Genomic DNA, 12,210 nt, shown 5'->3' on the forward strand with positions numbered 1-12,210 from the left:
GTCCTTGCCGTCAGCGATCGCGCCCAGCAGGGCCTCGGAGTTGGTGCGGGTCAGCAGCCCCAGGCGCGGCGAGACGCCCGGCAGGTGGCCGGCGTCGCGCATGCGGTGCAGGAGCTTCTGGGTGCCCATCGTGCTGGCCGAGAAGACGACCTGCTCGGCGGTGATCGTGCGATGCGGGCGGAAGCGCTTGTTGGTGCGCCGGGTCTCGACCTCGTAGCCTCCCCCGGCCCGCGGGCGCACCGAGGTGACGGTCGTCAGCGGATGCACCTCGGCGCCGGCCGTCTCCGCGAGGTGGAGATAGTTCTTGACCAACGTGTTCTTGGCGTTGTGCCGGCAGCCCGTCATGCACTCGCCGCAGTTGAGGCAGCCCGAGCGTGCCGGCCCGGCACCACCGAAGTACGGGTCGGGGACCTGCTCGCCCGGGTCGGCACCGAAGAACACGCCGACCGGGGTGTGGTGGAACGTCCCACCGACACCCATCTGCTCGGCGACCTCGCGCATGACCGTGTCGGCCGGCGTCGTGTGCGGGTAGACCTCGACACCGAGCATGCGCTTGGCCTGGTCGTAGTAGGGCGCGAGCTCGGCCTTCCAGTCCGTGATGTGCCCCCACGCCGGATCCCGGTAGAACGGGTCGAGCGGCTCGTAGAGCGTGTTGGCGTAGACCAGCGACCCACCGCCGACCCCCGCGCCGGACAGGATCAAGACGTCCTTGAGCTTGTCGATGCGCTGGATGCCGTAGCAGCCGAGCTGCGGCAGCCAGAGGAACTTGCGCAGCCGCCACGACGTCTTGGCGAAGTCCTTGTCCTCGAACCGCTTGCCGGCCTCGAGCACCGCGACCTTGTAGCCCTTCTCGGTCAGGCGCAGCGCCGAGACGCTGCCACCGAAACCGGAACCGATGACCAGGACGTCGTAGTCGAACTCAGGCGCGGAGGGCATACCTGGAGTATGACATCGTCGCTGTCACATCGCTACCGGCGAGTAACGTGACGCTCGCCGCGCTCGCCCGCCTCAGGCGAACAGGCCCTCGCCCCAGAACCCCTTCGCGCCGACCCCGGGCGGGCAGGCGAACAGCCCCGAGCTGACGTGCACGATGTACTCGTTCATCAGGTCGTTCTGCAGGCCCGCCAGCGAGCGCTGGATCTGCACGAACTGCTTCTCCGGGTCGCGCTGGTAGGCCAGGAAGAACAGGCCGGCATTGAGCTGGCCGAGCCCGTTGGAGCCGTCGACGAAGTTGTAGCCGCGGCGCAGCAGCTTGGCGCCCTTGTTGAAGTCCGGGTGCGCGAGGCGGACGTGCGACTTCACGTCGATCGCCGGCTCGCCGGTGTCGCCCTTGGCCTGGAAGTCGATCGTCTCGAACTCGTCGCCGCCGGACAGCGGGCCGCCCGAGCCCTTGGTCCGGCCGATGATCGCCTCCTGACCCTCCAGGGGCTCCCGGTCCCACGTCTCGATGCGCATGTTGATCTTGCGCGACACGAGGTAGGAGCCACCCACGAGCCAGTCCGGGCCGTCCTTCTCGTGGACCCAGACGAAGTCGTCGACGTCGGCCTTCTCCTCGACCTTGATGTTGGCCGTGCCGTCCTTGAAGCCGAACAGGTTGCGCGCCGTGACCTGGGCCGTCGAGGTCGACGACGTCCGTCCGAAGCCCATCTGCGAGTAGCGGACCGACGCGCGGCCGAACGCGATGCGGGCCAGGTTGCGGATCGCGTGCACCGCGACCTGCGGGTCGTTGGCGCAGGCCTGGACCGCGATGTCGCCGTCGCTGATGGCCGGCTCCAACCGGTCCCCCGAGAACGACGGCAGCTCGGTCAGCCGCTCGGGCAGCTGGCCCTCGAGCCCGAATCGGGTGCGGCCCTTCGCGTCGACGAACAGGCTGCGGCCGAAGCCGATCGTGACGGTCAGGCCGGACGGCGGCAGGCCCAGCGCCTCACCGGTGTCCTCCGGCGGGGAGTACGGCGAGCCGCCGACCGCGCCGAACTCACCGACGTCGTTGCCCTGCGTCATCTGCCGGGCCGCGGCGGTCCAGTCCTTGAGCAGCGACTCGAGGTCGCTCCGCTCCTCGCTCGTCATGTCGAACGTCACGAAGTAGAGCCGGTCCTGCGCCGGCGTCACGATGCCGGCCTGGTGAGCACCCTCGAACGGGATCGGTGCCGCGTCGGGATCGGCGACGCCAGCCGCGGCGGGAGCCTCCGCCTGCTGCTGCCCGACGGCGTAGCCGCCCCCGGCACCCACCGCCAGCGCACCGATCCCGGCCGCTCCCAGCAGCTTCCTGCGGGAGAGACCGGTCTCGGTCGGGCCCTTGTCGTTCACGCGACTCAGGCTACGCGGACGCTGCAACGGCGGCGGCGACCTGGCTGATCGGCTCGCTGAGGGCGGCGACGGCGTTGGACAGCGCCTTGACCTGGTCCTTCGACAGCTCGTCGTAGAACGCCCACTCGCCCGTCTCCTTGTCCTGGTGCTGGTTGAGCTCGTCGTCGAGCGCGGCGAACTCGGCGTCGAGCTTCTTGACGAGGGCCGGGTCCTGCTTCTCCAGCACGGGGCGCAGCGAGGCGATCGCGGCCTGCGAGCCCTCGATGTTGGCCTTGAAGTCCCACAGGTCGGTGTGGCTGAACTCGTCCTCCTCGCCGGTGATCTTGCCCGTCGCGACCTCGTCGAGCAGGCCCTTGGAGCCCTGCGCGAGCTCGAGCGCCGTCAGCGGGGCGTCCTGGCCCAGCGCGACGATCTTCGTGACGTTGGACAGGAGCTGGTCGGCGTACTTGTCCATGCCCTCGGTGTTGCCCTCGACCCACAGCTGCTTCTCGATGCGGTGCCAGCCGGTGAAGTCGACGCCCTCGGCCTTCGCGTCGGGCTCGCGGCCGTCGGTGATCGGGTCGAGGTCGCCGAACTTCTCCGCGACGGGCTCGACCCGCTCCCAGTACGTCCGTGCGATCGGGAACAGCTTCTTGGCCTCGTCGACCTTGCCGGCCTTGACCGCGTCGACGAACTCGGTCGTCTTGACGATCAGGGTGTCGGACTGCGACTTGACGTAGCGGGCGTAGCTGTCGGCGGCGGCCTTGAGCTCATCGGAGTCCGAGAGCCTCTTGGCGGCGTCGCCGGTCACGGTCAGCGTCTGACGGATGCCGTCGCCGATCATGCCGGGCTTGCAGGCGCCCTCGTACGTGCCCTTCGGCAGGTCGACGACGAGGTTGCGGGTCAGGCCGGGGCCGACGTTCTCGACCTCGCCCATGATGCGGTCGCCCTCGGCGTAGACGTAGAACTCGGTGACCTTGGAGCCGGCGTTGGTGACCTTGAACGTCGACGGGCCGGCGTCGAGCTTGGTCGCGGAGACCTTGCACTCGGAGTCGGACGCGGCGACCGTCAGGTCACCCTTGGCCGTGGACTCCGACGGGTCCGAGGCGCACGCGGAGAGTGACAGTGCAGCGAGCGTGAGCACGCCGACCGTGGCAAGAGATGACTTCATGGGGGCGTTTCCTTCGCTGAGGGGCGAGCCGGCATAAGGCTAGCCTCACCATGCTAAGGGATACCTTCACTCCCATGCCACGGGGTCTGCGTCACAGCTCCTTGCCGAAGCACAACGAGTAGGTCACGGCCTCGTACGGCGGGAACACCGGGATCGCCGTGTAGCCGTGGCGGGCGTAGAACCTCAGCGCCGCGTGCTGGCGGTCCCCGGTGTGGATCAGGATCCGGGCGGCGCCCTCGGCACGGGCCGCCCCCTCGATCGCCTCGAGGAGCTCGTCGGCGACGCCACTCCCCCGCTCGGCGGGCCGCACGTACAGCCGCTTCATCTCGAGCTCGCCGGCCAGCTCGCCGTCGAGCCGGCGCAGGCAGGCGTGCCCGATCGGCACGTCGTCGCGGTAGGCGACGACCGTCACGACGATCGTGGCCGGGTCGATGCCCTCCGAGCCACCTCGGTGCACCGCTGCCGGGTCCGAGGCGTAGAGCCGGTTGCCGGACTCCACGTGCTCGTCGCGCAGCGCGACGGCGTCGGGGTGGGCGAAGTCGACCCGCTCGAGCCGGGCGGGCATCAGCCGACGACGACCTCGACCCGCTGGAACTCCTTGAGGTCGGTGTAGCCGGTCGTGGCCATGGCCCGGCGGAGCGCGCCGATCAGGTTCATCGTGCCGTCGGGGACCGACGACGGGCCGAACAGGACCGACTCGAGGTCGCCGACCGTGCCGATGTCGACCCGGGCGCCGCGCGGGAGCTCGGGGTGCCACGCCTCGGCGCCCCAGTGGTAGCCACGGCCCGGCGCCTCCACGGCGCGGGCGAACGGGGACCCGATCATGACGGCGTCGGCACCGCAGGCGATCGCCTTGGCGATGTCGCCGCTGCGCCCGATCGACCCGTCGGCGATGACGTGGACGTAGCGGCCGCCGGACTCGTCGAGGTAGTCGCGCCGGGCCGCCGCGACGTCGGCGACCGCCGACGCCATCGGCACCGCGATGCCGAGCACCGAGCGGGTCGTGTGCGCCGCGCCGCCGCCGAAGCCGACCAGCACGCCGGCCGCTCCGGTACGCATGAGGTGCAGCGCCGCCTGGTAGGTCGCGCAGCCGCCGACGATGACCGGGACGTCGAGCTCGTAGATGAACTCCTTGAGGTTGAGCGGCTCGGTGTGGCCCGAGACGTGCTCGGCCGAGACCGTCGTGCCGCGGATGACGAACAGGTCGACCCCCGCATCGACGACGACGTCGGCGAACTGCTTGGTGCGCTGCGGCGACAGGGCGGCGGCGACCGTCACCCCGGACTCACGCACCTGCTGCAGCCGGGCCGTGATGAGCTCGGCCTTGATCGGTTCGCTGTAGATCTCCTGCAGGCGCTTGGTGGCCAGCGGGCCGTCGAGGCCGGCGACCTCGTCGAGCAGCTTCTCGGGGTTGTCGTAGCGGGTCCACAGCCCCTCGAGGTCGAGCACGCCGAGCCCACCGTGCCGTCCCAGGGCGATCGCGGTCTCGGGGCTCATGACGGAGTCCATGGGAGCCGCGATGACCGGCAGCTCGAAGCGGTAGGCGTCGATCTGCCACGCCGTCGAGACCTCTTCGGGGTCACGGGTGCGCCGGCTCGGGACGATCGCGATGTCGTCGAAGGAGTACGCCCGGCGTCCGCGCTTGGCCGTGCCGATCTCGATGTCTGCCATGGGTACAGCCTAGTGCGAGGGGCTCGTCACTGAACGCCGCGTTGGATGTCGTCCAGCGACAGATCCGTCAGCATGCCCGCCGGGCCGGCGTTGCGCCGCACCAGGACCGGCTGGACGTCGTCGCTCTCGCGCGCGAGGGCGTACTCGGTGTCGGCGAGCGCGAACCGCAGCGCCCGGGACATCGAGCTGACCTTGGCGTCGGACGGGCTGATGTTGGGCGCGGCGGCCTTGATCGCCATCGCCAGGATCGGCAACGTGCCGCCCTCGTCGGCGAGCTGGTCGCAGAAGCTGCGCACCTTGGCGTCCGACAGGACCTGGGCGATGATCGCCTTGTAGTCCGCGGCCGAGGACGCGGGACCCGCGTGGACGACCGGGATCTCCTTGGCGAGGTCGTGCCAGCTGACCTTGGCGGACGCCTTCTTGCGCGGCTCGCCCTTCTTCCTCGCCGGCTCGGCCTTCTTCTCGACGCCGCGCTGCGGCTTGTCGGCGGGCTTGCCCGCGGACTTCTCAGCGGGCCGCTCGACGACCTTCTCGGCCCGCTCGACCGGCTCCGCGGAGCGCTGCGAACGCTCGGAGGACCCGGACCGGCGGGACGGCTTCTTGACCGGCGGCGCGGACGGGTCGGCGGAGAAGATCGGCTGGAGCGCGGCGGCCGGCGGGACCGGACGGATCTTCAGCGGGACGTACTGGTCGACCTCCTGCTCGAGCACGTTGTTGACCGGGTGGTCCGCGAGGGTCGCCCCGATGACGTACTTGTCGAGCTCGTGCAGCCGGCGCACCAGCGGCACGAAGTCCCCGTCGGCCGACACGATGATGAAGACCTCGAGCTGCTCGAGGTTGTCCGCGGCACGCAGGCAGTCGACGACCAGGACGATGTCGGCGGCGTTCTTCTCGGCCTTGCTGACCGAGAACACCTGCATCGTCTGGACGCCGGCCCGCTCGACGTCGCGGCGGTAGTCCTCCAGCCCGAGGGCGCTCCAGTCGGCGTACGCACGAGCGAGCGCGATGCTGCCGGCACCCGCCTCACGTGCCGCGGCGCGCTCGAGCTGGTCGAGGATGTCGGCCATGGACAGGTCCGGGATGTCGAGCTTGCCATAGCCCTTGAACAGGTTCTCAGCGTCGATGAAGACGGCGACGTTGCGGTTGGTCACGTCTCGACGTTAGTGGGTGGGGTGGGCAGGCGACGAACCGTGGGGCCTACCGCGACGAGTAGTTGGGCGCCTCGGCCGTCATCTGGATGTCGTGCGGGTGGCTCTCCTTGAGGGAGGCCGACGTGATGCGGACGAAGCGACCCTTGTCCTGCAGCTCGGGAATCGTGCGCGCCCCGACGTAGAACATCGACTGGGTCAGGCCACCGATGAGCTGGTGCGAGACGGCCGCGAGCGGTCCGCGGTAGGCGACCTGCCCCTCGACGCCCTCCGGCACGATCTTGTCGTCGCTCGTGACCTCGGCCTGGAAGTAGCGGTCCTTGGAGTACGACTTCTTGCCGCGGCTGCTCATGGCGCCGAGCGAGCCCATGCCGCGATAGGCCTTGAACTGCTTGCCGTTGACGAAGACGACCTCGCCCGGGGACTCCTCGACGCCGGCGAGCATCGAGCCGAGCATGACGGTCTCGGCACCGGCCACCAGCGCCTTGGCGATGTCGCCCGACTGCTGCAGGCCACCGTCGGCGATGACCGGGATGCCGGCGGCCTTGGCCGCCAGGGACGCCTCGTAGACCGCCGTGATCTGCGGGACGCCGCAGCCCGTCACGACCCGGGTCGTGCAGATCGACCCCGGACCGAAGCCGACCTTGACGGCGTCGGCTCCCGCATCGACGAACGCCTGCGCGCCGTCGCGGGTCGCGACGTTGCCGCCGATGACCTGGACGTGGCGGGTCGCGGGATCGGCCTTGAGCCGCGCGACGATGTCGAGCAGCAGGCGGACGTGACCGTGGGCCGTGTCGGCCACGAGCACGTCGACGCCCGCGTCGATCAGCGTCGTGGCACGCTCCCACGCGTCGCCGAAGTAGCCGATTGCCGCGCCGACCATGAGGCGGCCGTCGGCGTCGTAGGACGCATCCGGGAACTGCTCGCCCTTGACGAAGTCCTTGACCGTGATGAGCCCGGCGAGCCGGTCGTCCTCGTCGATCAGCGGGAGCCGCTCACGCTTGTGCTTGCGCAGCAGGAGCGTCGCGTCCTCACGGCTGATCCCCGTGCGGCCGGTGATCAGCGGCATCGGCGTCATCATCTCGTCGACCTTGGTCGTCGCCCACTCCGCGACGGGGGTGAACCGCAGGTCCCGGTTGGTGATGATGCCCAGCAGGCGGTTGTCGCCGTCGACGACGGGCAGGCCGGAGACCCGGTACTCGCCACAGATACGGTCGAGGTCCTCCAGCGTCGCCTCGGGGCCGATCGTCACGGGGTTGGAGATGATGCCGGTCTGGGTGCGCTTGACCAGGTCGACCTGGTAGGCCTGGTCCTGCAGCGAGAGGTTGCGGTGCAGGACGCCGATCCCGCCCTGGCGCGCCATCGCGATCGCCATCCGCGACTCGGTGACGGTGTCCATCGCGGCGCTGACCAGCGGCACCTTGAGGGTGATCTCCCGCGTCAGGCGCGAGGTCGTGTCGATCTCCGCGGGATTGAGGTCGGAGTAGCCCGGCAGGAGGAGCACATCGTCGTACGTGAGCCCGAGGGATGCGAACTTGTCAGGAATGCCGGTCTGCTCCATGGGGGCCATCGTATCGCCCCGCGGAAGGGCGCCGACCTCGGAGAGCGTGGCGCCCGTCGCAGCGCAAATCGGTGCCGCCGCCCGCCGGTAAGGGCGCTAGGCTGTCTGTATGGACCGGAAGCCCGGGCGACCACGCGCCCTCACCGTCGAGCTGATCGCGCAAGCGGCCCTCGATGACGGCATCAGCACGTTCAGCATGCCGTCGGTCGCCCGACGGCTGGGTGTGGCGCACTCCGGCCTCTACCGCTACGTGACCGATCGGGACGACCTGCTGATCCAGGCGATCGACAGGGCCGCCGACTCGGCGCAGTGGCCCGATCCCGATCAGCACTGGGAGCAGGTCCTCCGCGAGATCGGCGAGACGGTGTGGCACCTGTGCGACACGTATCCCGGCATCGATCGTGCACTGCAGCTCGTCCCGCGCCCCGTTCCCGGCGTCTCGGTCCTGCTGGAGCGCTACGTGACGTCACTCTCCGAGCAGGGCTTCATGGTCGAGGACGCCGCGGTCGGCGTCGAGTTCGCCTTCACCCTGACGTTGGACTCCTCGGCGCAGATGGCGCGCCTCGCCGCGATGCAGGCCGCCTATCCCGACCGGAAGGGCATCCCGGCCCTCAAGGGGTTCGACAACGACGAGGTCTGGGCCGGCCGGGGCTTCTACTCCCGCAAGCTCGACATCTTCCTGACCGGGCTGGCGACCCGACGCCTCGGTGTCGAGGCGTAGGGCCGCCGCACCGCACTACTTCTGCTTCGCCAGGTCGTCGGCGAGACGGTCCATCAGGTCGGCGTACGCCTGGTAGCTCGAGGGCGCCACCGACGTCCACGGCACGTATGCCTTGTTCTTCGCCGCGTCGAGGGACTGGAAGACCTTCTCCTTGGCGAGCAGCTGGAGGCCGGCCGCACCGATGCGGTCGTCGTAGAGGAAGACGTCCGCGGGGTATTTGTCGGCGTTCTCCCAGCTCAGGCTCTCGAAGTAGCCGCCCTCGTCGGGGTTGTCCGGCAGCGTGATGGGCAGGCCCAGCTCGTCGCGCCAGTAGGACAGGTCGGGGCTGACCTTGGGGTTGGACACGTAGAACAGGTCCTGCGCGGCGGAGCCGGCCAGGATCTTGCGGTCGCCGAGCTCGGCGGCGGCCTTCTTGACCCGGTCCCCGGCGGCCTCGAAGTCGTCGTGCGCCGACGTGACCTGCTCGGCGTCGAGGTCGGCGCCCAGCGCCTTGGCGGCCCGCTCGGTGCCGTCCAGGAGCTCGGGCAGGGTCTTGCCGTCGAAGCTCACGACGAGGATCGGGGCGAGGCCCTTGAGCTTCTTGGCGGAGGCGTCGTTGAGGTACCACAGGTCGTCGTCGAGGTAGGCGCTCGTGACGATCAGGTCCGGCTTGAGGCCCACGGCCTTCTCGACGTCGACCTCGCCGTACTCGCCACCACCGGTGACGTCCTCGACCGCGTCGATGTCCAGGCCCGCGACCTGCGCGGCGTCGCCGTCCGCCTTGAGCGGGCCGAACACACCGACGATCTTGTCGCCGAGACCCAGGTCGGTCAGGGCGGCCGCCATCGACGACTGGACGATCAGTCGCTCCGGCGCCGTGTCGAGCGAGATGGACGTGCCGAGGTCGTCCTTGAACGTCCAGCGGTCGGAGGCTGCGCCGTCGTCCGACGACGAGGAACCGCAGGCGGACAGGGCCAGGAGGGCCACCGCGGTCGCGATGGCAGGAAGAATACGTTTCATAAGGGCAGCCTAACCTAAGCGGTTGGCGAGGTGCCCGTCCCCCCGGCTACCTCGAACCGCACCACGCGGCGCACCTCGTCGACCTCGGCCAGCCGCACCCGGATCCCCTCCCCCTCGGGCAGGTCGGCGCCGGCGCACCTGGCGACGATCGGCGGCGCCTCGAGCATGACCTGAGCCTCCCGCCGGTCGGCGCTCACGACGATCGCGTCGAACTCGTCGCCGACCCGGTCGACCAGCTCCCAGACCTCGGCCTGGTCGATGCACGTCCGGTCCGCCTTGGCGGCACGCTGGTCGGCCGACCGCATGATCTCGGCGAGCCCCGGCAGGGCCTCCCGGGCCCACGGCGCCACGTCCCGCCTCTCGCAGATCGCGAGGCACACCTCGGTGCCGAAGCGGTCCGCCAGCCGCCGCAGGGGCGCCGTCACGTGGGCGTACGGCCCACCGACACCCGCGTGCAGCGGCTGCCGAGGGGCGGCGCCGTCGAACGCCTCGTAGCCGGCGCCGCGCAGCAGGCCCGTCGCCTGGGTCATGAGGGCGATCGAGGCGGCCAGCTCCGGGTCGAGGGCGGCCAGCACGTCCGACGGCGTCGCCCCGTCCGGGACCGGCACACCCAAGGCACGTGCGGCACGGAGGAACGCCGCCACGGCCTGGTCCTCGGCCGGCGGCAGCGTGCGCAGGAAGCCGATCCCCGCGTCGAGCATGAGCTGGGCGGCACCCATGCCGGTCAACAACGACACCTCGGCGTTCCACCCGTCGAGGTCGGTGCGCCGCCGCATCGTGACCTCCCAGTCGTCGCCGTCGCGGACGACCTCCTGCTCCGGCAGGGCCAGCTCGAGCGCCCCGTGGTCGATCCGGTACGCCCGGCGGATCCGGCCGAGATCGGCCAGCGGCTCGACCGACGGGTGCGGGTCACCCGCGTCGAAGGATGCCTGGACCCCGTCGTAGTCGAGCTGGGCCGTGGACCGGACGACGGCCCGGCGGACCGAGGCGTTCGAGACGGCGCCGGAGGCGTCGACGTCCACGGTCCACAGCGCCGCGCCGCGCGCCTGGTCCGGCAGCAGGCTCAGCGCGCCCTCCGACAGCACCGGCGGGTGCAGCGGGATGCGCCCGTCGGGGAGATAGATCGTCTCGCCCCGCAGCCGCGCCTCGATGTCGATCGGGCCGCCCGGCGGGATCGTGGAGGCCAGGTCGGCGATCGCGTAGTGGACCCGGAACCCGTCCCCCACACGTTCGAGGAACACCGCCTGGTCGAGGTCCGTCGAGCCGGGCGGGTCGACCGTGACGAACGGGATCGACGTCGCGTCCTCCCCCGCGGGCGGGCCGGCGGCGGCGATCCGGGCCGCCTCGGCGAGGACCTCGTCCGGGAACCGGTCGTTCTGATCGGCGGGCGGCAGGCCCAGCTCGGCGCGAACGGACTCGAAGTCGTGGGTCACAGCTCGAACCTAGTCGCAGGCTCGTGTGCTCGCTCTGCCCGGCGCCGGTGCGCAGGACCTCGGGAACGAGAGAGACGGATGGCCCACCAGGGCCATCCGTCTCACCTCACTGCCAGGTCCGGCTCAGTGATTGTGTCCGGCGTGCGCGTCCTCGGCGGACTCGGCCGGCTTCTCCACGATCAGCGTCTCGGTCGTGAGCAGCATCGCGGTGATCGACGCGGCGTTGGCGAGCGCGGAGCGCGTCACCTTGACCGGGTCGAGGACACCCTGGGCGACCAGGTCGCCGTAGGTGTCGGTGGCCGCGTTGTAGCCCTCGCCGCTCTCGCGGACCTTGTTGACGACGACCTCGCCGGAGACGCCGCCGTTGCGGGCGATCCACTCGAGCGGGGCGTCGGCACCGATGCGGACGATGCGGACACCGACGGCCTCGTCACCGGTCAGGCCGAGGTTGTCGTCGAGGACCGAGACGGCGTGGACGAGAGCCGAGCCGCCACCGGCGACGATGCCCTCCTCGATCGCCGCGCGGGTCGCCGAGACGGCGTCCTCGATGCGGTGCTTCTTCTCCTTGAGCTCGACCTCGGTGGCCGCGCCGACCTGGATGACGCAGACGCCGCCGGCGAGCTTCGCCAGGCGCTCCTGCAGCTTCTCGCGGTCCCAGTCCGAGTCGGTGTTCTCGATCTCGGCCTTGATCTGGTTGACCCGGCCCTCGACGGCCGCGGACTCGCCGCCACCCTCGATGATCGTCGTGTCGTCCTTCGTGATGACGACGCGGCGAGCCGTGCCGAGCGCCTCGAGGCCGATCGTGTCGAGCTTGAGGCCGACGTCGGGGGTCACGACCTCCGCGCCCGTGAGGGTCGCGATGTCCTGCAGCATGGCCTTGCGGCGGTCGCCGAAGGCGGGCGCCTTGACGGCGGCCGAGACGAACGTGCCGCGAATCTTGTTGACGACGAGCGTCGAGAGCGCCTCGCCCTCGATGTCCTCCGCGATGATGAACAGCGGCTTGCCGGCCTGGACGACCTTCTCCAGGATCGGCAGCAGGTCGCTGACCGAGGAGATCTTGCCCTGGTTGACGAGGATGTAGGGATCGTCGAGGACGGTCTCCATGCGCTCGGTGTCCGTGACCATGTAGGGCGACAGGTAGCCCTTGTCGAACTGCATGCCCTCGGTGAACTCCAGCTCGGTGCCCATCGTGTTGGACTCCTCGACCGTGATCACGCCGT

Annotated in this window: 11 protein-coding genes; 1 reads left to right on the forward strand and 10 read right to left on the reverse strand. The window is 70.4% G+C overall.

What is annotated here, in order from left to right; all coding sequences use genetic code 11:
* The 7 genes from JWQ91_RS13195 to guaB all read right to left on the reverse strand — a co-directional run.
* A partial coding sequence (locus JWQ91_RS13195) for a GMC family oxidoreductase (protein WP_297784872.1) occupies positions 1-936 on the reverse strand: 936 nt, incomplete at its 3' end.
* 72 nt (positions 937-1,008) lie between these two features.
* Entirely contained in the window at positions 1,009-2,307 is a 1,299-nt protein-coding gene (efeB, locus tag JWQ91_RS13200) for an iron uptake transporter deferrochelatase/peroxidase subunit (protein ID WP_297784875.1), read from the reverse strand.
* A 10-nt stretch (positions 2,308-2,317) separates the two neighbouring features.
* Positions 2,318-3,457 (reverse strand): iron uptake system protein EfeO, encoded by a 1,140-nt coding sequence (gene efeO, locus JWQ91_RS13205; RefSeq protein WP_297784878.1) that lies wholly within the window; start codon positions 3,455-3,457, stop codon positions 2,318-2,320.
* A gap of 91 nt (positions 3,458-3,548) precedes the next feature.
* Complete coding sequence (locus tag JWQ91_RS13210; protein WP_297784881.1) at positions 3,549-4,022, reverse strand: GNAT family N-acetyltransferase; 474 nt, start codon at positions 4,020-4,022, stop codon at positions 3,549-3,551.
* Entirely contained in the window at positions 4,022-5,128 is a 1,107-nt protein-coding gene (locus tag JWQ91_RS13215) for a GuaB3 family IMP dehydrogenase-related protein (RefSeq protein ID WP_297784884.1), read from the reverse strand. Before JWQ91_RS13215 ends, JWQ91_RS13210 begins: the two co-directional genes overlap by 1 nt.
* 26 nt (positions 5,129-5,154) lie before the next feature.
* A complete protein-coding gene (locus JWQ91_RS13220) occupies positions 5,155-6,279 on the reverse strand; it encodes an NYN domain-containing protein (protein ID WP_297784887.1) in 1,125 nt (374 codons plus the stop codon).
* A gap of 46 nt (positions 6,280-6,325) precedes the next feature.
* Complete coding sequence (gene guaB, locus JWQ91_RS13225; RefSeq protein WP_297784891.1) at positions 6,326-7,837, reverse strand: IMP dehydrogenase; 1,512 nt, start codon at positions 7,835-7,837, stop codon at positions 6,326-6,328.
* Between the two features lie 109 nt (positions 7,838-7,946).
* Here guaB and JWQ91_RS13230 point away from each other — a divergent pair, with 109 nt between their 5' ends.
* Positions 7,947-8,558, forward strand: coding sequence for a TetR/AcrR family transcriptional regulator (locus JWQ91_RS13230; RefSeq protein ID WP_297784894.1), 612 nt, complete (start codon positions 7,947-7,949; stop codon positions 8,556-8,558).
* Positions 8,559-8,573: 15 nt separating this feature from the next.
* Here the strand turns inward: JWQ91_RS13230 and JWQ91_RS13235 are convergent, their stop codons facing one another.
* The 3 genes from JWQ91_RS13235 to groEL all read right to left on the reverse strand — a co-directional run.
* Positions 8,574-9,557, reverse strand: coding sequence for an ABC transporter substrate-binding protein (locus JWQ91_RS13235; RefSeq protein WP_297784897.1), 984 nt, complete (start codon positions 9,555-9,557; stop codon positions 8,574-8,576).
* A gap of 14 nt (positions 9,558-9,571) precedes the next feature.
* Positions 9,572-10,990 (reverse strand): RNB domain-containing ribonuclease, encoded by a 1,419-nt coding sequence (locus JWQ91_RS13240; RefSeq protein ID WP_297784900.1) that lies wholly within the window; start codon positions 10,988-10,990, stop codon positions 9,572-9,574.
* 123 nt (positions 10,991-11,113) lie between these two features.
* The coding region (gene groEL / locus JWQ91_RS13245) for a chaperonin GroEL (protein ID WP_297784903.1) at positions 11,114-12,210 on the reverse strand (1,097 nt) is incomplete at its 5' end.

It is taken from the genome of Aeromicrobium sp. (assembly GCF_025965075.1).
Taxonomy (GTDB): domain Bacteria; phylum Actinomycetota; class Actinomycetes; order Propionibacteriales; family Nocardioidaceae; genus Aeromicrobium.